This window comes from Rugamonas fusca (assembly GCF_014042365.1).
In the GTDB taxonomy this organism is placed as follows: domain Bacteria; phylum Pseudomonadota; class Gammaproteobacteria; order Burkholderiales; family Burkholderiaceae_D; genus Rugamonas; species Rugamonas fusca.
The window spans coordinates 386,196-410,301 of record NZ_JACEZS010000001.1 but is presented as its reverse complement, the minus strand read 5'-3'; the positions used below and the strand labels follow the sequence as shown (position 1 = coordinate 410,301).

Genomic DNA, 24,106 nt, shown 5'->3' with positions numbered 1-24,106 from the left:
TCCCACCATGAAATTCCTGTTCGACTTTCTCCCGCTGCTGGCCTTCTTCGCCGCCTACAAACTGGCCGGCATCCATGCCGACGCGGCGCAAGACTTCATCAATACCTACCTGAGCGCGCTGGTATCCGGCGGCGTGGTCACGGCGGCCCAGTCGCCCATCATCATCGCCACGCTGGTCGGCATTATCGCCACCATGGGCCAGATTGTTTACATCAAACTGCGCGGCCGGAAAGTGGACTTCGTGCTGTGGCTGTCCCTGTTCATGTTTATATTCTTCGGCGGCCTGACGATTTACTTCCATGACGACAACTTCATCAAATGGAAGCTGACTATCGTTTATTGGTGTTTCGCCATCGGCCTGCTGGTTTCGCAACTGGCTTTCAAAAAGAACCTCATGCGTAAATCGATGGAACACATCATTCATTTACCTGATGTGATCTGGAACCGGATTAACCTGGCATGGATTTGTTTCTTCGCGGCCATGGGTTTCTTGAACCTGTTTGTCGCCTTTGTGCTGTTCAAAGGCGATACGGGCGCATGGGTCAGCTTCAAGGCTTTTGGTTCCACGTCCATCATGTTTGTATTTATCGTGGGCCAGACCCTGTATTTGTCGAAACACATGAAGGATGAAGCTTGATGAACGATCCACGTCTGGAAAAGATCCGTACCCGCCTGCAAGCAGCCCTGGCGCCGCTGGCAATGGATATTGGCGACGAGTCCGCCATGCACGCCGGCCACGCCGGCGCCGCCTCCGGTGGTGGCCATTACACGGTGCGCATTGTTTCCGCCCGATTCGAAGGGATCAAACTCGTCATGCGACATCGACTCGTGTATGATTCCGTGCACGATATGATGCATAAAGAAATTCATGCATTGGCCATTACCGCACTGGCACCATCCGAAGTATGATGTAGCGCAAGGTTTAGGTTGGATACAGAATAGTCTTGAAACATGACGCCACCATGACGGTCTAACCTGAGCCAACTACTTTTAGCTTAAACTTTCCCTTTACAGGAATTAATAATGACTTTCAAGCCAGCCCGTTTGCTGATTGCACTTCTCGCCGTTGCCGCCGTACCTGCTTTTGCTCAAAACATTGCTGTCGTCAATGGCAAGGCTATTCCTACTTCGCGCGTCGACGCCGTCGTCAAGCAAGTGGTCGCTCAAGGCCAGCAACAAGATTCCCCGCAACTGCGTGAACTGATCAAGAAAGACCTGATCGGCCGTGAAGTGATGATGCAGGAAGCGGAAAAGCAAGGCTTCGCCAAGGATCCGAACGTCAAGCAACAGCTGGAGAACGCGCGCCAGGCCATCATCATCAACGCCCTGGTTGGCGATTTCGTCAAGAAGAACCCCGTCTCGGACGCCGACATCAAGGCTGAATACGACCGCTTCACCAAGCAAGCCGGCGACAAGGAATACCATGTACGCCACATCCTGCTGGGCACCGAAGCGGAAGCGAACGACGTCATCGCCAAGCTGAAAGCCGGCGGCAAGTTCGAAGACCTGGCCAAGGCATCGAAGGACACCGGCTCCGCCTCGACCGGCGGCGACCTGGACTGGGCGACCCCATCGTCGTTCCCACCTGCATTCTCGGACGCCTTCGTGAACCTGCAAAAAGGCCAGTTCACCGAGAAGCCAGTGCAAACCCCGAACGGCTTCCACGTGATCAAGGTGGACGACATCCGTCCAGCCAAGCTGCCTACCCTGGAAGAAGTGAAGCCACAGATCGCGGAAGCACTGACCCAGAAGAAACTGCAAACTTACCAACAAGAAATGGTCAAGAAAGCAAAGATTCAGTAATATAGTCGTCACCGGCGCCCACTGGGCGCCGTTTTTAGTTCTGCGTTCAACAATGCGCACTGTCCGCCAGGCGCGATCTCTTGTATTTTTATAGGATTTGATAATGATTTTGAAGCCAGCACGCCTGTTGTTAGCGATGATCGCTGTAGTTGCAGCTCCGGTATTCGCGCAGAACGCCGCCACCGTCAACGGCAAGGCCATTCCCGCATCGCGTATCGACCAGATCGTCAAGCAAGTCGTGGCCCAGGGCCAGCAAACGGATTCGCCGCAACTGCGCGAAGCCATCAAGAAGGACCTGATCGGCCGTGAAGTGCTGATCCAGGAAGCGGACAAGCAAGGCTACGGCACCCACGCCGACGTCAAGGCCGCCATCGAGAACGCCCGCCAGAGCATCATCATCAATGCCATGCTGGCCGACTACGTGAAGAAGAACCCGGTCAAGGATGCCGACATCAAGGCTGAGTACGACAAGTACAAGGCCGCCATGGGCGACAAGGAATACCACTCGCGCCACATCCTGGTTGGTACCGAAGCTGAAGCCAAGGACATCATCGCCAAGCTGAAAGCGGGCGGCAAGTTCGAGGAACTGGCGAAAGTATCGAAAGACGGTTCGGCCAACAATGGCGGTGACCTGGGCTGGATGACTCCCGGCAAACTGGTCAAGCCTTTCGCCGACGCCATGGTGGCCCTGAAGAATGGCCAGATCACCGAGACCCCCGTCAAGACGGAATTCGGCTACCACGTGATCAAGCTGGAAGATTCGCGCGCCGTGAAACTGCCGGCCCTGGAAGAAGTCAAAGGCCAGGTGGCGGAATCGCTGCAACAGCGTAAGATCGCCGCCTACCGCGACGAGCTGATGAAGAAAGCCAAGATCCAGTAATTGGTCCTGGCCCATCGCCTGTAAAAAAGCGCTTCCCCGTGAAGCGCTTTTTTATTGCCGCGAATTATTTGAAGTCGTCGGCCACCAGGTTGTACTTCTGCATCTTGTGATACAGGGTTTGCTTGGGCAGGCCCAAGGTCACGCTCGCTTCCGCGACATTGCCAGCCACATTGCGCAGTTCCTGCTCGATCAGCGCACGTTCAAAGCGGCTCACCTGTTCGGGCAAGGCCAACGGCGTGGCGGCCGAGGCGGCCAGCAAGCCATCGCCACCGCTCGACAGGCCGAGCACGAAACGGTCTGCGATATTGCGCAGTTCGCGTACGTTGCCAGGCCATGTGTGCGCCATCAACCGTTGCATCAGCCCACCGGGCATCACCGGCACCTCGCGCTTGTAGCGGGCAGCGGCGCCCAGCACGAAATGTTCAAACAACAAGGGGATGTCCTCGCGCCGTTCGCGCAGCGGCGGCAGGTGGAGCACGATCAGGTTCAGGCGGTAATACAGGTCGCTGCGGAATTTTTGCTGGTCCGATAGCTCCTTCAGGTCCACCTTGGTCGCCGCGATGATGCGCACATCGACCGGCACCGGCTGGTTTGATCCCAGCCGCTCCACGTAGCGCTCCTGCAGTACGCGCAGCAACTTCACCTGCATGGCCAGCGGCAGGCTCTCCACCTCGTCCAGAAACAGCGAGCCACCGTTGGCATGTTCGATCTTGCCGATTTGCCTTTTGGCCGCGCCCGTAAAAGCGCCCGGTTCGTGTCCGAACACCTCGCTTTCGAAGATATTTTCAGGTATCGCCCCGCAATTGATGGCGACAAAGTGGTGCTTGGCACGGATGCTGTGCTGGTGCAGGCTGCGCGCCACCATTTCCTTGCCCGTCCCCGTCTCGCCAAAGACCAGCACGTCGGCGGGCTCATCGGCCAGGTCCACGATCAGGCGGCGCAATTCGCGCATCGCGGGCGACTCGCCCAGCAGCATGGCTTCTATCCCCGCGCTTTGCGCCAGCTTGCGCCGCAGGCTTTGCACTTCGAGCATGAGGCCGCGCGTCGCCAGTGCGCGCTGCACCACCTCGACCAGTTGCTCCGACGAATAGGGCTTGGCGATGAAGTCATAGGCGCCGTCCCGCATGGCTTGCACGGCCATGTTGATGTCACCGTGGCCGGTCACCAGGATGACGGGCTGTTCCGGGTCGATCGCCTTGGCGGCGGTCAACAATTCCAACCCGCTCATGCCCGGCAGCTTGACGTCGGTGACGATGATGCCGGGGAAATGCGGCGTTAAGACTTTCAACGCCGGCTCGGCAGACGCGTAGCCTTGCACGGTGATGCCAGCCAAGTCCAGGGCCTGGACACTTCCGGCGCGCACCGTGGCGTCATCTTCCACCAGCAACACCTGCAACCCGTCAACCATGTACCGCTCCCTGCTCCGAAATAGGCAAATCGATCGTGAATTGGGCGCCGCCACCGGGCGCCTGATCGGCCCTCAATATACCACCGAACTCCACCACGATCCGCTCGGAAATGGCCAGGCCCAGGCCGAGCCCCGCCCCCTGCTCCTTGGTGGTGAAGAACGGTTCAAATAAACGCGCGCGCACATCGTCCGGGATGCCAGGTCCGGTGTCGGCCACGCAGATCAACACCCGGCTACCCTGGCGGTCTATGCTGACCGTCAACTGGCGGTTGTCCATCCCGGCCATGGCGTCGAGCGCGTTGTTGAACAGGTTGACGAGCACCTGTTCCAGGCGGTTGCCTTCGCACAGGGCGCAGGCATCCTGGTGATGCACGTTCAGGCGGAATCCTACCCGCTCCTGTTCCAGGCGGCGCTCGACCAGGAACAAGGCGTTGGCCACGGCAGGCTGGATCGCCACCGGTGCCATATTACCGGTGGATTTGCGCGAAAATGCCTTCAATTGACCCGTAATCGTGCCCATTTGGCCGACCAGTTGGGAGATGATGCCCAGATTGGCCTTGGCATCGTCGATCCGGCCACGATCGAGCAAGACGGCCGCGTTGTCGGACATGGTGCGCAAGGCCGTCAAAGGCTGGTTGAGCTCGTGGGTGATGCCCGCCGACATCTGGCCCAGTACCGCCATCTTGCCGGCCTGGACCAGCTCATTCTGGGTTTCGCGCAGCTTGTCTTCGGCCCACTGGCGCACCGCGATTTCATCACTCAGGCTGCGCGTCATCTGCTTCAGGTTGTAGGTGCGTTCCGCCACCATCAATTCCAGATTGTCATAGGCATGTTGCAAATCCTCCTTGGCCTTGAGCTTGAGCCGCAGGCTGCGGCGGCGCTGGCGCATATACAGGTACAGGACGATCAGGAATCCCTGTAACAGGCAGGCCAGCAGGAATGCCGTCTGCGCGTTGGAACGGGCCGGGCTCAGATCCGACAAATAAATGAACTGCCAATGTCGCGGCGCCAGCGACAGCCGCTGGCTCAGCATGCGGCGCGAGGTATCGGCCCCGCTGCCCGCCGCGGCGGCCCGTATCGTCACGAACTGCACCCCATCGTCACGGGTCGGCTCGTAGCGGATATCGAGCGGCGTCAGTGCATGGGAATAATACTGGCGCGTGGCGGCCAGCTCGCGCCGCACGTCGGCCGACAGCGGCCTCAGCGTGGTGTACTTCCACGCGGGCACCGAAGTCAGGAAGATCACGCCATGTTCGTCACTGAGCAACACCTTGTCGGTCCCCTGTATCCAGGTCTTTTCCAGCCTTTCGATGTTGACCTTGACCGTCGCCACACCCAGCATCCGGCCGTTGCGGTATATGCCATGGGCGAAGAAATACCCCGGCTCAAGGAAAGTGGTGCCGACCCCATAAAAGCCAGCCGGCCTGCCGCGCAAAGCATCCCTGACATAAGGACGGAATGCGACATTATCACCGACGAAGCTATTGGGTTCGCGCCAGTTGCTAGCCGCAAGCGTTATGCCCCGTAAATCGCTGACATAGATGCTGGTCGAACCCGCCAGTCCGTTCAACCGTTCAAGATGCTCATTGACCGCCCGCTGCAAAGCGCCATCCTCTGGCTTTTGCAGCAAATCGATCACATCATCGCTCAATTCCAGCGTGCCCGGCAGAAAATCGTACTTGCCGAGCAAATTCTCCAGGCTGCCGGCGTAGACCTCCAGCCGCTGCGCGCCGCTCACGCGCAAGCGCTCGGTGGTGAGACGTTCGGCCCACAGGTAGGCGACGCTGGCCAGCGCCAGTCCCACCGCCGCCACGACGCTCCACACGACCACGGCGCGGCCGGTCCAGCGCTTGCGCCCCGTTTGCGTGACGTTGGTGGCTGCGGTTGTAACGGCTTGGGGCATAGTGCTTTCTTCTGGTTCCGGGGCGACGCGGTGCACGATCAAACACGCACCGCGCCGCATGCCGCAGCAAGCGGCAGCCGGCCTCAGAAGACGTGACGCATGCCCAGGTTAACGCCCGTGGCACCGGAGCCGCTATCGGTGGCATTACCTATCTTGAAGCTCGCGCCGTTGCGATTGTTGACGTGACCATAGGCAGTATACAGGTCCGTACGCTTGGACAGGGAGTAAAGATAGCCCACGGCATATTGGCGCGCATCGCGATCGGCCGCCGTATCATCCTGATGGTAGATCACCGAGGCGATGAACTTGCCAGCACCCATGCGCATGGTGCCGCCCAGCAAGGTGTCCTTGCTGCCGTTGCCGGCCAGGTCGCGGTTGACTGCATGGGCCACGTGGCCCGTCACACCGTTGGCGAACACATAGCGCGCCGTCAGCAGGGTGTTGCGGCTATGCGCGGTGGCGAGTGGATTCTCGCGCTGGTGGTGGACCAGCACCACAGTCAACGGGCCTTCGCCATAGGTTGCACTGGCGCCCAGGGTACGATTGGCCGCCGCGTCACCGGCCACCTCACCGGCGCCGTAGGCCAGCTCAGCCGACCAGCCCGCCAGTCTCGGCGAGGCATAGCTCACCATATTATCGACGCGGGTGTTGCCCACGAAGACGTTGGTGATCGCGCCGGCCAGGCCATCGCAGAACGGATCGGCAACATCGCGCAGCGTCTTGTACAGCGGCGAATACTGGCGGCCCAGCGCCACCGCGCCAAAGCTGCCGGACAAGCCAGCCCAAGCCTGGCGGCCAAACAGCAGCCCGCCTTGTCCAGCCGCGCCGGTATCGATGCCGAAGCCATTTTCCACCACAAAATTGGCAGCCAGACCGTCACCCAGGTCTTCCTTGCCCTTGAAGCCCAGGCGCGAACCGGAGGCGATGCCGCTGGTAACCTTGCTGACGCTACCGGCCGGGCCACCCCGCTCCAGAGCCAGGCCAGCGTCGGCCACGCCGTAAATGGTTACGTTCGATTGTGCCATGGCCACGCCCGATACCATGCCGAAGGCCATCATGCCGCGGGTTGCCGATTTGATTGCTGCTTTCATAGTTGTCTCCCAAATAAAAGATGTAGTTGTTATGCGCGGATTTGTGCGGTGGCGACGTTCACGTCGCTGGCTTCCTGCGGGTCGTGCAGTGCGCCTTCCCACTTGGCGACGACCGCCGTGGCGACGGCATTGCCAACCGCATTGGTGGCCGAACGGCCCATGTCGAGGAACTGGTCGATGCCCATCAGCAGCAACAAGCCCGCTTCCGGAATGTGGAACTGGTTGAGGGTGGCGGCGATCACCACCAACGAGGCGCGCGGCACGCCAGCCATGCCCTTGGACGTCAGCATCAGCAGCAACAGCATCGTGATTTGGGTGCCGATGGACAGGTCGATGCCGTAAGCCTGGGAAATGAACAGCACGGCGAAGGTGCAATACATCATCGAGCCGTCCAGGTTGAACGAGTAGCCCATGGGCAAGACGAAACTGGAAATCTTGCGCTGCACGCCGAATTTATCGAGCGCGTCGAGCAGTTTGGGGTAAGCCGCTTCCGAGCTGGCGGTCGAGAAAGCCAGCAGGAAAGGTTCGCGGATCAAGCCGATCAAGGTGAACACGCGGCGACCGATGAAGGCGAAGCCACCGGCAATCAGCAGTACCCACAGGCAGAACATGCCCAGGTAGAAACCGCCCATGAACTTGGCGAACGTGGCCAGGATGGCCAGGCCATTGGTGGTCACGACGGACGCCATGGCCGCGAACACGGCCAGTGGCGCCAGCTTCATGATGCTACCCGTGATGCGCAGCATCACCTGGGCCAGCTGGTCGATCACGGCCGTCAGCTTGCGGCCCGCGTCACCCATGGCGCCCAGTGCGCTGCCGAAGAAGATGGCGAACACCAGCACTTGCAGGATTTCATTGTTGGCCATCGCCTCGATTGGCGATTTGGGCACCATGTGGGCCACGAAATCCTTCAGCGTAAAGGCCGCCGTTTTCAGGCCGGTGGACGCATCAGTCGCCGGCAATGGAAATCCCAGGTGCGCGCCCAGTTGCAGGAAATTGGACAGCAACATGCCCAGGGTCAGCGACACCAGCGAAGCGATAATGAACCAGCTCATCGCTTTGGCGCCAATCCGGCCTGCCGCTTTGCCATCGCCCATATGGGCAATACCAATCGTCAGGGTGGAAAATACCAGTAGCGAAATAATCATTTTGATTAACCGCAGAAATACATCCGTAGCAATCGAAATATGGGCGGCGATATCCGTGGTGATTTTCTGATCGGGGAAAGTCTCATGGCAGGCATAGCCCACCAAAATGCCGAGCACCATCGCGATCAGGATATAGATGGTCAACGGGCGTTGTTTTTTCATTGCGTTCCTCCAGCCTATGGATGGGAGCGGGCGTCGTTGGCCTGCTCCGTTGTTGTCGAGGGCGACCAGCGTCCTGGTCTGGAGGGGGTAATAGCAATCGGCGTGCCCGGTGCCAAAACACGCAAATGCGACAGCTAACTCAATGTTTTTAAACGAATTTATCGCTATGCACGGCGCACCAGGCGGCCCCGCTGTATGAACTGTTGGAATGGCCCGCTCGCGGGCGTATGAGAAGTTGGAATGGGATCAGCGCCATCCCTGGGCGAGCCTCGCTCCGCTCGTCCACGTGCCAGCTTTTGGCACGGAAAGACCAGAAACCAGCATGTTTTGCGGCGCGCGCGAGACCGCGAGGATCCTGGTCTGACGGCTGCGGGGACGAAAAATGGTAATTAAAAAATGGGGAACCGAAAGATCGAAATGAAATTGGCGGGCAATCAATACCGGCATCGACTGCCGGCATTTTGTGCCCGCCAAACTGGCATCACGCCGCAGCCCTGCCCGCCGTCCGAATAAACTCCGCCGCGCGCTCCGCGATCATAATGGTTGGCGCGTTGGTATTGCCGCTGATAAGGGCCGGATAAACAGAGGCGTCAACTATTCGCAAACCCTCAATGCCATGTACGCGTAATTGAGGATCAACCACCGCCATCATGTCTGTTCCCATTTTGCTGGTACCGACCGGGTGATAAATCGTATCGGCGCGGGCCCGGATCTGCGCGGCCACCGCAGCGTCGTCCTCAAAGTCGACCGGGTACAGATTCCGGTGGCCATACCTGGCCATGGCGGGCGCGCTCATGATGGCATGGGTGCGCCTGGCGCCGTTAATCAACACGGACAGGTCATCCGGATGGGACAGAAATTTCGGATCAATGCGTGGCGCCGACGACGGATGGGCGTCTAGCAAGCCGACCTCCCCGCGCGACTTCGGGCGCAGCACACAGACATGGCAGGAAAAGCCATAGCCCAGGCGCAATTTGCGCGCATGGTCATCAACGATGCCTATGACAAAATGCAACTGCAGATCCGGACGTTCCGCACCCGGATGGGATTTGATGAACCCCGCCCCTTCCGCGAACGGCGTCGCAATCATGCCCTGCCCTGTCTTGCGCCACTCGTTGGCTGCCTTGGCCAGCCGCAACGCGCCGGTGGCGCCGATACCGAACAGATCCGTCTCCTTGCAACGGTAGGCCAGGATGTAATCCAGATGGTCCTGCAAATTCTTGCCCACGCCCGGCAGGTCATGCCGGACAGCAATTCCATGGCGAACAAGTTCGGCCGGATCGCCCACGCCGGACAACATCAGCAGCTGCGGCGTATGAAAAGCTCCACCAGAAAGTACCACTTCGCGGCGTGCGCGGATGACCGCAGTGGTCGCGCCACGGCGTACCTCGACCCCGACCGCGCGCTTGCCCTCGAACACCACCCGCAGCGCTTGCGTATGGGTCATCACGTTCAGGTTGGCCCGATCCAGCACCGGATGCAGGTAGGCTGCGGCCGCCGAACACCGCTCGCCATTGCGCGCGCCGCCGTGGAACTGGGTCACCTGGTAATGGCCCACGCCTTCCTGATCGGGGCCATTGAAATCGTGGTTGCGCCGGTATCCGCACTCCTCGCCAGCCCGCACGAAATCTTCCGTGATGCGGCGCGGATTACGTTGTTCCGCCACCTGCAGCGGGCCGTCCGCGCCATGCCAGGCACAGGCACCCCGTTCATTGCCTTCCGCACGTTTAAAATACGGCAATACATCATCGAACGACCAGCCCGTGCAGCCCAGGCGCGCCCACTCGTCGTAATCCTGGCGCTGGCCTCGGATGTACAGCATGGCGTTGATGGCGCTGGAGCCGCCCAGGCACCTGCCCCTGGGCTGGTAGCCGCGCCGGCCGTTCAGCTCCGCTTGCGGCACTGTTTCAAACGCATAATTGTTGATCTTGGGCCGTCCGGGCACCATCGCCACCACGGCTGCCGGCGCGCGCACGAGGATGCCGTTGCCCTCGCCGCCGGCCTCGATCAGGCACACGCTCACCGTGCGGTCTTCGCTGAGGCGGGCGGCCAGCGTCGCGCCGCCGGAGCCGCCGCCTACGATCACATAATCAAACTCCATGCCGGGCCTCCTGCCGCACGAACGCCGCCATGCCGCTGCGTGCGTTCGCCACCGCTGCCAGCTTGCGCTCGGCCGGCGTCGCGTGGTCGCGGTCCCAGGCCATCACTTTGGGCGTCATCAGGCGGTGCCACAGCGGTGGAATCATTGCCACCACGATCGTCGTCAGGTAGCCGCTGATCATCATCGGCGCGTCCGGGAACGGCTTCAAGTCCTGGTATGGCACTTCGCCTTGCGCGTGGTGATGGGAATGGCGGGTCAGGTTGAACATGGTCCAGGAGCTGAAGCGGCGGTTGGTATTCCACGAGTGGCGTGGTTGGACCGGCGTGGCGGGATCACGCACGATGCCGTAGTGTTCCATGTAGTTGACGATTTCCAGCAGCGCTTTACCGGCCAAACCGCACAGGATGAAATAGCCGGCGGCGGTCGCGCCACCCGCCATCCAGGCGGCGGCGACCAGCAAGGCGCTCATCAGGTGGCCACGGATCACGGCGTTGTATGGCGACACGGCGCCCCGCCCTGCGCGCCGCAAGCGCTTCTTCTCGATGTTCCAGGCGCTGACATTGCCGCGGATGGTGGAGATGATCACGTGGAAGTACACGTTGCGGCCGCGTGGCGCGGTGGCGGGGTCTTCCACGGTCGATACGTAGCGGTGGTGGCCGTACACGTGCTCGATGGAAAAGATCGTGTCGAAGCTAAACGCCAGCAACCAGCGCCCAACCAGCATGGAAACCTTGTCCCATGTCCGGTGCGTCAATTCATGACCGGGAATGGTGCCTATCATGCCTATCATCAGGCCCGTCAGCAGGACGCCCGCGCCGTGCTGCCATGGCGTGGTGGCATGCCGTGAGGCAAGCACGTCGATACCACTCAGCCCCGTGACCCAGGCGCCGAAGCCCAGCACGTCTGTCTGGCACACGCTCCACACCGATGCAAACACGATAGTCGCCAGCAAGGGTAACGCCAGCCACAACTGGAAAGTCAGGATACTGGGATAGCCGATGCGTGGGGTGCTGGTGTCGTCACCGCCGATCGCGTCGCCGATCAGGTAGGTCGCCACCACGGCAACGAAGCCGATGGGGATGGCGGTGCCGCCAGCGACCAGCGCGGCCAGCGCGCACAAGCCAATCACGTGAAACAGAAAATACTTGAGATAATGGAAAATGCTCATTGTTGTCCCCTTATAGTTGTAAATCGATCTGCAAAGATGTGTTCACGGGCCACCCCGCAGTGCGTCAGCGTGGCCGTGCACGCGTCGACCATGACTGGCGGCCCGCACAGGTAAGCGTGCGCATCGCCAGCCACATGCCGGGCGAGATGGTCACCGACCATGCCGCGCGCACCCTGCCAGCCATCGGCGTCGGGCGGCCCGGACAGGACCGGCAGGAAGCTGAACTGCGCCGGCCAGTGCCGGGCGATGTCCTGGATGGCTTCGAGTCCGTAAAGATCGCGCTCGCCGCGGGCGCCAAACAGCAGGGTCACCGGCCGTCCGCAACCGCTACGCGCCGCCTGCCCGAGCATCGCGAGGATGGGCGCCAGTCCGCTGCCGCCGGCGATGAACAGCAGCGGCGCATCAGCCGGACGCAGCCAGAATTCGCCCAGCGGCCCCTCCACCGTGGCCTCCGTTCCGACCAGGCTGGCTTCGTTGACCAGCATGGACAAGGCGCCACCTGGCACTTTGCGCACGAAGAACTGGACTTGCCCGTCCGGCTGCACGTCCGTGGCGAAGGAATAGCTGCGCGCATGGTCGCCCAGCGGCGCCAGCCTCAGGTTGGCGAACTGTCCCGCCTTGTAGTGCAGACTCTCGCTCAGTTGTATCCGCAGCGCCGTGATGTCGTGCGTGAGGCGCTGCTGGCCTATCACGCGGCCGGGGACGCGGCGCCGCGCCGGCGCTGCGCTTAGGTCCACTTCCACGGCAATATCGGAGCTCGGTACGGATTGGCAGGCCAGGATGTATCCCTGGTCCAGTTCATCTTCCGACAGCACGTAGCCCGACGGGGTCAGTTCCCTGACCCGCCCGCTCGTCAAGCGGCACTTGCAGCTCGCACATCCCCCAACCCGGCAACTGTGCGGAAAGTCTATGCCGCTGCGCAATGCCGCCTGCAACAGTGTCTCCCCGGACCCGACCGGCACCGGCGTCCCGTTCACGTGGGCCGTGACCGGCGCTCTTCTCTTAAATATGGAAAACATGGCCTCAATGTGTTGTGTTCTGACAGCATCATCGTAGGCCCGCCTTGCCTTTCGGACGAGGTTAGCTGTTGACATCGAGCAGTCATTTTCTGACAATGGCGACACGCTCCACCACGCCATCCGCCATGCCCGCTCCCCAATTCGCATTGCCGGTCCAGTACATACGCCAGATCGTCGACCAGGTGAGGCGGATGAACGTGGCCCTGCCCGCGTCATTCCTGCGCAATCGCTGGGATGCCTTGCCGGCGGGTGAATTCCAGATCCTCGGCGTGGACGCCTTCCAGCAGGCGGTGCAGGACGCCATCGATGCCACGGGCGATCCCGCGTTCGGCCTGCTCGTCGGCGAGCGCATGCGCGTCAACAGCCACGGCATGCTGGGCTACGCCGCCATGAACTGCGCCACGCTGGCCGATGCGATCGGATTGATCGAGCAGTATTTCCTTACCCGCACGCGGCTGGTGAACGTACGCCAGCAAACAGTGGGAACGGAGCTGCGCTTCGTGTTCGAAGACGCGCTGCCACTGGGCCGCGTGCGGCAGCCGGTGCTGGAAGCGATCGTGTTGACCATCAAGAATCTGTATGACTTCATCACGGCCGGCACCGCGCCCATACCGTACGTGTGCTGGAATTTCGATGCGCCGCCGCATGCGGCCCAGGTGGAGCGGCTGTACGGCTGCGAAGTGCGTTACCGGCAGTCGTGGTGCGGCTTCGTATTTCCATCGAGCGCGCTCGATCAGCCACTGACGATGGGCGATCCGACCACGCTGCGGCAGGCGATTCAGGCGTGTCAGCGCGAAATGCACGGCATGAGCGCCGAGCCCGCATGGGCGGCCAAGCTCACGCGCGTGCTGCTGGAGCGGCAAGACGCGTTTCCATCATTGGAAGTGGCCGCCCAGCTGTTCAACCTGACGCCGCGCACCCTGCACCGGCGCTTGCTGGAAGAAGGCACGTCCTACCGCGACGTGCTCGATGAAGTGCGCCACAAGCTGGCGCTGGAACACTTGCAGGCTGGCAAGCTGACCATCCAGGAAATCGCCTACCAGCTGGGCTACACGGACACGGCCAATTTCCGCCGCGCCTTCATCCGGTGGCAAGCCATCTCTCCGGCCGCCTACCAGGCGGGCGTTAACGGTACACTGAACGGGAGCTAGGACAGCCATGAGCGCGTCCGCATTGGAGGCTGTCCGCGACGCACTCACGGCGCACGCACAGGCAGCCCGCGCCGAAGCGATGCGTGCCTATATGCGCAACCAGTTCCTGTTCCTGGGCGTGCCCACGCCATTGCGGCGCAATTGCTTGAAACCGATTCTCGCGGAATTGAAAGGTCGCGGCGCTGCGCATTTGCTGGCACTGGCAAAACAATTATGGGCGCTGCCGGAACGCGAATACCAGTATGCGGCGCTGGACCTGCTGGCCCTCAGGCATGAAGAATTAAGCATTGGGAATATCCCCGCCTTGCTGTTACTGGCGCAGGAAAAATCGTGGTGGGACACGGTGGACGGACTCGCCTCCCTCATTGGCGAAATTTTGGCCGGCCAACACGACGGTATGGACGCGGCATTAACCAGTCCCAACATGTGGCTGCGCCGGATCGCGATGCTGCATCAACTGGGTTGGCGTGCGCGCACCGACAGCGACCGGCTGTTCAACTACGCGCGCACGCTGGCGCCGGAACGCGAGTTCTTCATCCAGAAGGCAATCGGCTGGGCCTTGCGCGACTACGCACGCCATGACCCCGATGCCGTGGCGGCCTTCCTGCGTGCCGAAAAAAATCATCTGGCGCCACTCAGCTACCGCGAAGCGAACAAGCACCTCCAACATCACTGACTTCGCCGTTAGCCCTGCGCCGACTTGCGGGCGGCCAGGCGCCAGCGGCGCGGCGTCATGCCGCACCAGTTCATGAAGGCACGGTTGAACGCGCTTTGTTCCGAATAGCCCAGCAGCAAGGCCACCTCGGGCAGCGACAATGGCGTGTCGCGCAGATAATGCTCGGCCAGGCGGCGGCGCGTGTCTTCCAGTAAATTGCGGAAACTCCAGCCGCGCGCCTGCAACCAGCGCCGCAGCGTGCGTCCCGACACGTGCAGTTCCTGCGCCACCTGATCCAGCATGGCTTCGCCGTCCAGCAGGTGGCTGGAAATACACCGTCGTACCGCTTGCAGCATGTGGTCCGGGCCGGGCAAGGCCTCCAGGCTGGCCTGCACCTGCCGTTCCAGCATGGCCACCAGGGCCGGGTCGGCGCGGCGCAATGGCAAGTCCAGCAACTGCCGGGGGAAACAGACACGGGTCGCCTCCTGCCCGAACAACACCGGACAACGGAACAGCACCGCATATGGCGCCACGTCCGCCGGCGCCGGTTCGACGAAATGGATCACGACTGGGTCGATATCGCTGCCCGTGATGTCGCGCGCGAACTGCACCAGCGCCGCCAGTCCGCACTGGTTGGCCAGCAAGCCGATATGGCGTGACTCATCGCTCCACTCGAGGACCAGCCTGTCGTCGGCCGGATAGGTGCGCACGGGACTGACGTCATGCACCAGCCGCTGGTAGCGCAGGTAGCGCTGCAACGCTGCCAGCACCGATTGCGACGCCAGCAGCACGTAGCCCAGCGGCCCCAGGTGGGCCGGTGTGATGGTGGCGCCCACATGCAAGCCCAGGGCCGGATCGCGCAACTCGCGCGCGGCGGCAGCCAGCATGCCGGCCCAGCGCAGCACGGGATACGACGGCGGCGTCGCCTCCGGTGATGGCGGCGCCTCGCCGAGGATGGCGCCGGCGTCCGCCCCCTGTTGCGCCAGGTAGTCGAACAGCAGGCGCACGTAGGCACCGGGCACGCTGCCGGTCAGCCCCATGACGGTGGCAGGTAAAACGCGGAGAGGATTGGACATGGCCTAATTTGTCAAAATATGCGACCTACGCTGTCAAGCCAGCGCCTATCGCGGTCTCTACAATCGCAGTTTTCATAAAAAGGAGACAACACAAATGATCGCAGATTCCGCCGCCCAGGCACAAGCGCTGGTGCGTAATGCCGCCCATTTCCAGTGGTATGTGATTCCCCTGCTGGTGCTGGTGGTGCAGGCCTACGGCGAACAGGCCGCCGCGCGCCGCTGGAATGTGGTGCTGGCCGGCCTCGCCTTCTGGCTGATGGACTGGATGAACGAAATCTGGAACGGCCTGCTGTTCCACTTCTCCGGCTTCGCGCCCGCCTGGGGCACGCCGGGCAGTTCAGCCTACGTGATCCTGATCGGCCTGAACGTGGAGATCACGTTCATGTTCGCCATCATGGGCCTGTACGCGGTGCGCATGCTGCCGGCCGACGCCGAGGCAAAAATCCTCGGCATCAACAACCGCTGGCTGTTCGCGGCCGTCAATTCCGTGCTGTGCGTGTGCGTGGAATTGTGGCTCAACCACATCGGCGCGCTGACGTGGGAGTGGTCCGGCTGGAACGCGGGTGCGCCGTGGCTGATCTGGCTGGTCGGCTACATGCCCTTCTTCGTCGTCGCCTACCTGGTGCACGACATGCGTTCGCTCAAGCGCCAGGTGGCCGTCGTCTCGGGACTGGGCGCCACCGTGGCCAGCGGCCTGGGACTGTTCGCTGGTGTACTGCACTGGATCTGAACCCCAAAACGTAAAAACGGCCCCGTTTCGTCGCCGAAACGGGGCCGTTTGCTTTGCTGCGTGCTTGCTTAGCCGACGAACTTGCGGGCGTTACGGAACATGCGCATCCAAGGCGAATCCTCACCCCATGCTTCCGGGTGCCACGACTGCTGCACGGTACGGAACACGCGCTCGGCGTGCGGCATCATCACCGTGAAGCGGCCGTCCGGCGTCGTCACCGACGTCAAGCCCTGCGGCGAACCGTTCGGGTTGTACGGATACGCTTCCGTGGCGGCGCCGCGGTTGTCGATGAAGCGCATGGCGGCCACGGCTTCGTTAATGTTGCCGGTCTGGCTGAAGTCCGCATAGCCTTCGCCGTGGGCGATGGCGATGGCGGTCTGGGTGCCGGCCATGCCATTGAAGAAGATCGACGGCGAATCGAGCACTTCCACCATCGAGAAGCGTGCCTCGAACTTCTCCGATTTGTTGGTGGTGAACTTCGGCCATGCATGGGCGCCCGGAATGATGGACTTCAGGTTGCTCATCATCTGGCAGCCGTTGCACACACCGAGGCCGAAGCTGTCGGTGCGGGCGAAGAAGCGCGCGAACTGCTCCGACAGGGCGGCGTTGAACAGGATGGTCTTGGCCCAGCCTTCACCGGCGCCCAGCACGTCGCCGTACGAGAAGCCGCCGACGGCGATGATGCCCTGGAAGTCGTCCAGCTTGACGCGGCCGGCGATCAGGTCGCTCATGTGCACGTCCACGGCCGTGAAGCCGGCCTGGTGCATCACGTACGCCGTCTCGATGTGCGAGTTCACGCCCTGCTCGCGCAGGATGGCCACGCGCGGACGCACGCCGGTAGCGAGGAATGGCGCGGCCACGTTCTCGGCCAGATCGAAGGTGATCTTGGGCGTCATGCCAGGATCGGTTTCGTCCAGCAGGCGGTCGTATTCGGCATCAGCGCAGGCCGGATTGTCGCGCAGGCGGGCGATGCGCCAGCTCGTTTCGCTCCACAGGCGATGCAGCGCGGCGCGCGGCTGGCTGTAGATGGTCTTGGCGTCGCGCGTGAATTCGATCACGCCACGGTCGTTCGGCTTGCCGATGATGTGGCTGCAAGCGCCCAGGTTGAACGAGCGCAGCACATCCATCACCAGCGAGCGCTCGTCGGCGCGCACCTGGATCACGGCGCCCAGCTCCTCGGCGAACAGCGCACGGATGGTTTGCTCGTTGCGGCGCTCGGCGATCTGGCCGGCCCAGTTCTTGGCGTCGCCCTGGTCGGCGCCGTGGCCCTGGTCCAGCGTCAGGATGTCGAGGTTGATCGACAGGCCGGCGCGGCCGGCGAAGGCCATCTCGGCCAGCGTGGCGTACAGGCCGCCGTCGGAGCGGTCGTGGTAGGCCAGCAGCTTGCCGTCATTGTTCAGTTGCTGGATGGCGGCGAAGAAGCCTTTCAGGTCTTCCGCGCTGTCCACGTCCGGCGTCTCGTTGCCCAGCTGGCCCATGACCAGCGACAGCGCCGACGCGCCCAGGCGGTTCTTGCCGCGGCCCAGGTCGATCAGGATGATGGACGTGTCGCCCGCATCGGTCTTGATCTGCGGCGTGAGCGACTTGCGCACGTCGTGCACGGGCGCGAACGCCGACACGATCAGCGACACGGGACTGGTGACGGCTTTCGCTTCCTCTTTTTCGTCGCGCCAGGTGGTGCGCATGGACAGCGAATCCTTGCCGACCGGGATGCTGATGCCCAGCGCCGGGCACAGTTCCATGCCGACCGCCTTGACGGTGTCGTACAGGGCCGCGTCCTGGCCAGGCTGGCCGCAGGCGGCCATCCAGTTGGCCGACAGCTTGATGTCGGAAATGTCGCGAATCGCGGCGGCGGCCAGGTTGGTGATCGCTTCGCCCACGGCCATGCGGCCCGACGCCGGCGCGTCGATCACGGCCAGCGGGGTGCGCTCGCCCATCGACATCGCTTCGCCAAGGTAGCCTTCGAAGCTCATGGCGGTGACGGCGCAATCGGCCACCGGCACCTGCCAAGGGCCGACCATCTGGTCGCGCACACTCATGCCGCCCACGGTACGGTCGCCGATGGTGATCAGGAAGGACTTGTCGCCCACGGTCGGCAGCAGCAGCACGCGCTTGGCCGCTTCTTCCAGGTCCATGCCGGTCAGGTCGATGGCGGGGAAATCGTTCTGCACGTGGTGCACGTCGCGCTGCATCTTGGGCGGCTTGCCCAGCAGGACGTCCATCGGCATGTCGACCGGGTTGTTGCCCAATTCAGGGTCGACCAGTTTCAGCTGGCGCTCCTCGGTGGCCACGCCGACCACGGCGAACAGGCAGCGCTCGCGCTCGCACAGGGCCTGGAACACGGGCAGGTCGCTCGGCGCGATGGCCAGCACATAGCGTTCCTGCGATTCGTTGGACCAGATCTCCTTGGGCGCCATGCCGCTTTCTTCCAGCGGGATCTTGCGCAGGTCGAAGATGGCGCCGCGCTTGGCGTCGTTGGTGATTTCCGGGAAGGCGTTCGACAGGCCGCCCGCACCCACGTCGTGGATCGAGATGATGGGGTTGGCCGGGCCCATTTGCCAGCAACCGTTGATCACTTCCTGGGCGCGGCGTTCCATTTCCGGGTTGCCGCGCTGGACGGAGTCGAAGTCCAGGTCGGCCGTGTTGGTGCCGGTCGCCATCGAGGAAGCGGCCGAGCCGCCCATGCCGATGCGCATGCCGGGACCACCCAGCTGGATCAGCAGGCTGCCGACGGGGATGTCGTTCTTGTGCGTGTGCTGGGCCGAGATGTTGCCAATGCCGCCGGCGATCATGATGGGTTTGTGGTAGCCGAGCACGGTGTCGCTGGCGCCGGCGAACTGGCGGCCGATGTTCTGTTCGTAGGTGCGGAAGTAACCGCCCAGCACGGGACGGCCGAATTCATTGCTGAACGCGGCGCCGCCCAGCGGGCCTTCGATCATGATCTGCAGCGGCGAGGCGATGCGGTCTGGCTTGCCGTAGACCTTGGTGGTGTCGCGGTGGGCCGCGCCAGCCGTCACGCTGGCCGCGTTTTCCCACGCCTGCACGGCGCCCGGCAGCATCAGGTTGGACACGGTGAAGCCGGTCAGGCCGGCCTTGGGCTTGGCGCCGCGGCCGGTCGCGCCCTCGTCGCGGATCTCGCCGCCGGCGCCCGTGGAGGCGCCAGGGAATGGCGAAATGGCGGTCGGGTGGTTGTGGGTTTCCACCTTCATCAGGGTGTGGGTCAGCTCGGTCGAGGCGGCGTATTCATGCTTGTCGCCGCGCGGGAAGAAGCGCGCCACTTCCGCGCCTTCCATGATGGACGAGTTGTCGCTGTAGGCCACGATAGTGCCCTTGGGCTGCAACAAGTGGGTGTTCTTGATCATCTGGAACAGCGACTTGTCCTGCGCCACGCCGTCGATGGTCCAGTCGGCGTTGAAGATCTTGTGGCGGCAGTGTTCGCTGTTGGCTTGCGCGAACATCATCAGTTCCACGTCCGTCGGGTTGCGGCCGGCCTTGGTGAAGGCGGCGTCCAGGTACTCGATCTCGTCGTCCGACATGGCCAGGCCCAGGTCCGTGTTGGCCTTTTCCAGCGCCTGCTTGCCGGCGCCGAGCACGTCCACCGTCTCCAGCGGACGGGCGTCCAGGGTGCGGAACAGTGCCGCCGCCTCGTCCGGGTGGCGCAGCACGGATTCGGTCATGCGGTCATGCAGCAGCGCGGCCACGGCCTGCGTCTCCGTCTCCGACAGCTTCTTGACGGCGCCGATGCCGGTGCCCAGGAAGCCGGCCTTGAGGATGATGCGATAGGCCACGCCCCGCTCCACGCGCTTGATATGGGCCATGCCGCAGTTGTGGACGATGTCGGTGGCCTTGGAAGCCCACGGCGAAATCGTGCCAAAACGGGGGATGACGAAGAATTCCTCGACGGCGCCTTCGGCGTGCCCGGCATGGGCCGGCTCGCCGTAGGTCAGCAGGGCTCCCAGGCGGCTGCTGTCGTCGGCCGACAGGGGCGCGGCGGCGTCGATGAAGTGGACATATCGGGCCTGCACTGCGGCCACGGCGGGCAGCACCGTTTGCAGTTGGGTTAACAGGCGTTGGCTACGGAATGCGGACAGGGCGTTGGAGCCCGGCAGAATCAACATGGCTGGGAGATGGTTGATGCAGCGAGGCTGCGGATTTAAAGGGTGAAACGGTACGAAACTGGTCGGATGCGGTTTTGCAAGATTTCCGTTGCGCGCATTATACCGTTTTCTCCCTCCTCCCTACAGCCCTTATTCGGGGAAAAAGCTGGTGCCAAAGCAACATTTTTTGCCGTTTCGGGACCAAAATCGGGCTTGCCGGGCGGGAAACACGGGCTTCCCCTGCAATTTTGCCAGTGCTTGGGGTATGCTTGTTTCAAATTTTGCTGACGCCTGCCGATAAGGACTCACCGCCTGCGCGGCGCGGCCCACGAAAGTCCACTATGCCAGACTATAGCAACCTGTCGGTCCTGATCGTCGATCCCAACCAGGGCATGCGCGCCAGTCTGCACAATATGCTCACCCAGGTGAACATCACCAAGGTCGATCACGCCGTCAGCTCCGCCACCGCCATCCGCCAGCTGGGCATCAAGTCCTACGACGTGATCCTGTGCGAGTACGACCTGGGCGGCAGCGCCGAGAACGCGGGCCAGGACGGCCAGCAGCTGCTGGAAGACTTGCGCCACCACCGCATGATCAGCCAATGGGCCATCTTCATCATGCTCACGGCCGAAGGCGTGTACAGCAAGGTGGTGAGCGCGGCCGAACTGCTGCCTACCGATTACATCCTCAAGCCGTTTACGGTGGACGTGCTGTCGCAGCGCATCGGCCGCGCCCTGGAACGGCGCGCCAACTTCCTGCCCGTGTACCAGATGATAGGCCAGGGCAAGGCCCGCGAGGCGCTGGCCGCCTGCCTGGCGGCGGAAACCAGTCAGCCGCGCTACGCCACCGATTACGCGCGCCTGCGGGCCGAACTGCTGGTCAGCCTGGACCGGCATGCGGAAGCGGAACAGGTCTATGCCGCCATCGTCCAGTCCAAACCGCTGGGATGGGCCCAGCTGGGCCAGGCGCGCTGCCTGTCACATCTGGGCCGGCACGCCGAGGCCCAGGCCCTGCTGGAAGCGCTGGTGGCGGCCAACCCCAAGTTCATGGCCGCCTACGACCTGCTGGCACTATGCCTGCGGGTGCAAGGCAACGACGAGGCGGCAAAAAAAGTGCTGCAGGACGCGGTCGCCATCTCGCCGCACATGGTGCGCCGGCTGCGCAACCTGGGGGACGTGTCGCTGGCCGTGGGCGACGTGGCCGGCGCCGAGCAAGCCTACAAGCAGGTGGTGGCCAAGGCCCGCCACTCGGAATTCCGCGATCCGGCCGACCATGTCAACCTGGTACGCACACTGGTCAGGAAAGGCGATGCCACGGCCGCCAGCGCCGTCGTGCGCGACCTGGAGCGCTCGCTGCGCAGCAGTCCCAGCACGGAAGTGTGCCGCGCCTACGCGTCGGCCATGGTGCTGGAACTGAAGGGCGACGCCAGCGGCGCGGCCACCGAACTGGCCAAGGCCATGAACAAGCTGTCGGAGGCGACCGGCATGTCCAGCAACGTCAAGCTGGGGCTGGCCCACAGCTGCCTCGTCAACCGGCTGGACGAACAGGCCAACGCCCTGTTCGCGGAACTGACGGCCGATCCGAACAGCGGCGTGAGCGAATCGCAGGTACTGGCCATCTACGAACAGGCGGACCGCCCGGAACTGATCAAGCAACACCACGCCCGCCTCGATTCGGCCGTGGACGCGATGGTGCGCCAGGCGGCGGAAAAAAGCCGCCAGGGCGACCTGCGCGGCGCCGTCGACGTGCTGCGCCTGGCCTTGCAGCGCAATCCCGACCATACCGGGTTGTGGACGGCGGCCACCACGGCCATATTGCGCCAGCTGGCCGATGTGGGCTGGGACGCGGCATTGTTCGGCCAGTGCACGGCCCTGCTGCGGCGCATCCGCGAATACAATGCCGAACATCCGCTGCTGCCTGGCTTGCTGGCCCAGTACGTGGCAATCCGCAAGCAGCACGGCGCCCAGATCGCGGCGGCACAACCGGCCGCGCAGCCAGCGGCAACGCCCCCCTCACCTACCCCCTCGGCCACCTAGGCCACGCCTGGAAGCACCTCAATGCAAGATTACGCTGACCTTTCTGTCCTGCTGGTAGACCCCAATCCCGGCATGCGCGCCACCTTGCGCAATATGCTGAACCAGTCCGGCATCACCCGCATCGACGAAGCGGTGAGCTCGGGCACGGCCATCGGCCAGTTGAACAAGAAAAGTTACGACATCATCCTGTGCGAATATGACCTGGGCAACGGCGCCGGCGACAACGGCCAGGATGGCCAGCAGTTGCTGGAAGACCTGCGCCAACACAAGCTGATCGCGCAGTGGACCATCTTTATCATGCTCACTTCCGAGGGCGTGTACAGCAAGGTGATCAGCGCGGCCGAGCTGACGCCCAACGATTACGTGCTCAAGCCGTTTACGGTCGAGGTGCTGCAACAGCGTATCGCGCGCGCCGTCGAGCGCCGCTCGTATTTCCTGCCCGTGTATCAGTTGATCGGCATGGGCAATATCCGCAAGGCCATCACCACTTGCCTGGAGTGCGAGGCCACCCACGCGCGCCATGCCATCGAGTTCGCCCGCCTGCGCGCCGAGCTGCACCTGCGCCTGAACGAGCTGGAGGAGGCGGAGCTGATTTACCAGACCATCCTGCTCACGCGCCCCATCGGCTGGGCGCACCTGGGCCTGGCGCGTTGCCAGTTCGGCTTGCAGAAGTACGAAGAAGCCCAGCAAACCCTGGACAACCTGATCGCACACAACCCGCGCTTCATGGCGGCCTATGACCTGCTGGCCCAGACCCACGAGGCCATGGGCCAGAACGTGATGGCCAAGCGCATCCTGGAGGACGCGGTGGCCATTTCGCCCAACATGGTGCGCCGCCTGCGCCACCTGGGCGAAGTGGCCTACGAGGCCGGTGACGTCCTGGTGGCGGAGAAGGCGTTCAAGCAGGTGGTGCAGAAAGCGAAGTACTCGGAATTTCGCGATCCTGAGGACCACGTCAAGCTGGTCAAGGCCCTTGTCAAGAAAGGCGACGCCAGCCAGGCCGGCGGCGTGATACGGGACCTGGAACGCTCGCTGCGCAGCAACGCCAACACGGAAGTGTGCCGCTCGGTGGCCGCCAGCCTGCTGGCCGAACTGATGGACAACCCCATCGCCGCCGCCGCTGAATTGCGCAACGCCGTGCGCACCATGAGCATGACGCGCGGCCTGTCCACCGGCCTGAAGATAGGCCTGGTGCACAGCTGCCTGAAAAACAAGCTCGATAACGAGGCCACCTCGCTGATGGTGGGCCTGACCAATGACACGGAAAGCGGCATCTCGATGGACGACGCGGTCGACGTGTTCGAGAAGGCCGGCCGCCATGACCTGGCCACCGGCGTGGGCGAAACCATCTCGCGCCAGCTCGACGACCTGCTGCTGGACGCGGCCGAAAAGCGGGCCCACGGCGACCTGCGGGCCGCCATCGACACACTCAATGGCGCGTTGCGCAAGGCGCCATCCAATATGGCGCTGCTGCCGGCCGCCGCGTCGGCCATGCTCAAGCAGCTCGACGACCTGGGCTGGGAAGCGCCCCTGGCCGAACAGTGCAACCACCTGCTGGAACGCATCCGCCGACTGGACCCGAACCACCCCGCCCTGCCCATCCTCCTCAACCAGTACACGGCCACGCAGCGCAAGTACGGCATTTCCACCACGGCCTGAAGCCGCGGCGCGCGGCCGC

At 63.0% G+C, this 24,106-nt stretch carries 19 protein-coding genes; 10 read left to right on the top strand and 9 right to left on the bottom strand.

Annotation, left to right across the window (positions count from 1 at the left end):
• The first annotated feature begins 7 nt into the window (after positions 1-7).
• The 4 genes from H3H36_RS01695 to H3H36_RS01680 all read left to right on the top strand — a co-directional run bounded on the left by H3H36_RS01695 (position 8) and on the right by H3H36_RS01680 (position 2,683).
• Positions 8-637 (top strand): septation protein A, encoded by a 630-nt coding sequence (locus tag H3H36_RS01695; RefSeq protein WP_182213266.1) that lies wholly within the window; start codon positions 8-10, stop codon positions 635-637.
• Positions 637-909: a BolA family protein gene (locus H3H36_RS01690; protein WP_182213263.1), complete on the top strand. Its 273-nt coding sequence runs from the start codon at positions 637-639 to the stop codon at positions 907-909. Before H3H36_RS01695 ends, H3H36_RS01690 begins: the two co-directional genes overlap by 1 nt.
• Positions 910-1,023: 114 nt before the next feature.
• Positions 1,024-1,803, top strand: coding sequence for a peptidylprolyl isomerase (locus H3H36_RS01685; RefSeq protein WP_182213261.1), 780 nt, complete (start codon positions 1,024-1,026; stop codon positions 1,801-1,803).
• A 103-nt stretch (positions 1,804-1,906) separates the two neighbouring features.
• The gene (locus H3H36_RS01680) at positions 1,907-2,683 is read left to right on the top strand and encodes a peptidylprolyl isomerase (protein WP_182213259.1); all 777 of its coding nucleotides are present in this window, start codon (positions 1,907-1,909) and stop codon (positions 2,681-2,683) included.
• Between the two features lie 64 nt (positions 2,684-2,747).
• On the opposite strand, the gene H3H36_RS01675 is transcribed toward H3H36_RS01680, so the two are convergent.
• From H3H36_RS01675 to H3H36_RS01660, 4 genes are all read right to left on the bottom strand, one after another.
• On the bottom strand, positions 2,748-4,091 hold the full coding sequence (locus H3H36_RS01675) for a sigma-54-dependent transcriptional regulator (protein ID WP_182213256.1): 1,344 nt from the start codon (positions 4,089-4,091) through the stop codon (positions 2,748-2,750).
• Entirely contained in the window at positions 4,084-5,994 is a 1,911-nt protein-coding gene (locus tag H3H36_RS01670) for a sensor histidine kinase (protein WP_182213254.1), read from the bottom strand. The genes H3H36_RS01675 and H3H36_RS01670 overlap by 8 nt, the downstream gene beginning before the upstream one ends.
• An 83-nt stretch (positions 5,995-6,077) precedes the next feature.
• The gene (locus H3H36_RS01665; protein WP_511268649.1) at positions 6,078-7,073 is read right to left on the bottom strand and encodes a porin; all 996 of its coding nucleotides are present in this window, start codon (positions 7,071-7,073) and stop codon (positions 6,078-6,080) included.
• A gap of 41 nt (positions 7,074-7,114) precedes the next feature.
• Entirely contained in the window at positions 7,115-8,353 is a 1,239-nt protein-coding gene (locus H3H36_RS01660) for a dicarboxylate/amino acid:cation symporter (protein ID WP_229219692.1), read from the bottom strand.
• On the opposite strand from H3H36_RS01660, the gene H3H36_RS26830 reads away from it, so the two are divergent.
• Positions 8,273-8,533 carry a hypothetical protein gene (locus H3H36_RS26830; protein ID WP_229219707.1) on the top strand — a complete coding sequence of 87 codons (261 nt, stop codon included), beginning with the start codon at positions 8,273-8,275 and terminating at the stop codon, positions 8,531-8,533. The two genes, H3H36_RS01660 and H3H36_RS26830, sit on opposite strands and share 81 nt — an antisense overlap.
• Before the next feature lie 343 nt (positions 8,534-8,876).
• Here H3H36_RS26830 and H3H36_RS01655 read toward each other — a convergent pair whose 3' ends face one another.
• From H3H36_RS01655 to H3H36_RS01645, 3 genes are read right to left on the bottom strand one after another with little or no spacing between them, the layout of a single operon-like run.
• Positions 8,877-10,496 carry a GMC family oxidoreductase gene (locus H3H36_RS01655; RefSeq protein WP_182213247.1) on the bottom strand — a complete coding sequence of 540 codons (1,620 nt, stop codon included), beginning with the start codon at positions 10,494-10,496 and terminating at the stop codon, positions 8,877-8,879.
• The gene (locus tag H3H36_RS01650; protein WP_182213244.1) at positions 10,486-11,664 is read right to left on the bottom strand and encodes an alkane 1-monooxygenase; all 1,179 of its coding nucleotides are present in this window, start codon (positions 11,662-11,664) and stop codon (positions 10,486-10,488) included. Before H3H36_RS01650 ends, H3H36_RS01655 begins: the two co-directional genes overlap by 11 nt.
• On the bottom strand, positions 11,661-12,683 hold the full coding sequence (locus H3H36_RS01645; RefSeq protein ID WP_182213241.1) for a 2Fe-2S iron-sulfur cluster-binding protein: 1,023 nt from the start codon (positions 12,681-12,683) through the stop codon (positions 11,661-11,663). Before H3H36_RS01645 ends, H3H36_RS01650 begins: the two co-directional genes overlap by 4 nt.
• Positions 12,684-12,808: 125 nt before the next feature.
• On the opposite strand from H3H36_RS01645, the gene H3H36_RS01640 reads away from it, so the two are divergent.
• Together H3H36_RS01640 and H3H36_RS01635 are read left to right on the top strand one after the other, a co-directional pair.
• Positions 12,809-13,834, top strand: a complete 1,026-nt coding sequence (locus H3H36_RS01640) for an AraC family transcriptional regulator (protein WP_182213238.1) — start codon at positions 12,809-12,811, stop codon at positions 13,832-13,834.
• Positions 13,835-13,841: 7 nt separating this feature from the next.
• A complete protein-coding gene (locus H3H36_RS01635; RefSeq protein WP_182213235.1) occupies positions 13,842-14,510 on the top strand; it encodes a DNA alkylation repair protein in 669 nt (222 codons plus the stop codon).
• 8 nt (positions 14,511-14,518) lie between these two features.
• On the opposite strand, the gene H3H36_RS01630 is transcribed toward H3H36_RS01635, so the two are convergent.
• Complete coding sequence (locus H3H36_RS01630; protein WP_182213232.1) at positions 14,519-15,565, bottom strand: AraC family transcriptional regulator; 1,047 nt, start codon at positions 15,563-15,565, stop codon at positions 14,519-14,521.
• 94 nt (positions 15,566-15,659) lie between these two features.
• Between H3H36_RS01630 and H3H36_RS01625 the strand changes: the two genes are divergently transcribed.
• Positions 15,660-16,295: an AF_1327 family membrane protein gene (locus H3H36_RS01625; RefSeq protein ID WP_182213230.1), complete on the top strand. Its 636-nt coding sequence runs from the start codon at positions 15,660-15,662 to the stop codon at positions 16,293-16,295.
• Between the two features lie 68 nt (positions 16,296-16,363).
• Here H3H36_RS01625 and purL read toward each other — a convergent pair whose 3' ends face one another.
• Positions 16,364-20,413 carry a phosphoribosylformylglycinamidine synthase gene (purL, locus tag H3H36_RS01620; RefSeq protein WP_182213228.1) on the bottom strand — a complete coding sequence of 1,350 codons (4,050 nt, stop codon included), beginning with the start codon at positions 20,411-20,413 and terminating at the stop codon, positions 16,364-16,366.
• Positions 20,414-20,733: 320 nt separating this feature from the next.
• Between purL and H3H36_RS01615 the strand changes: the two genes are divergently transcribed.
• A complete protein-coding gene (locus H3H36_RS01615; RefSeq protein WP_182213226.1) occupies positions 20,734-22,428 on the top strand; it encodes a tetratricopeptide repeat-containing response regulator in 1,695 nt (564 codons plus the stop codon).
• A 21-nt stretch (positions 22,429-22,449) separates the two neighbouring features.
• On the top strand, positions 22,450-24,087 hold the full coding sequence (locus H3H36_RS01610) for a tetratricopeptide repeat-containing response regulator (RefSeq protein WP_182213224.1): 1,638 nt from the start codon (positions 22,450-22,452) through the stop codon (positions 24,085-24,087).
• The last annotated feature ends 19 nt before the right edge of the window (positions 24,088-24,106 follow it).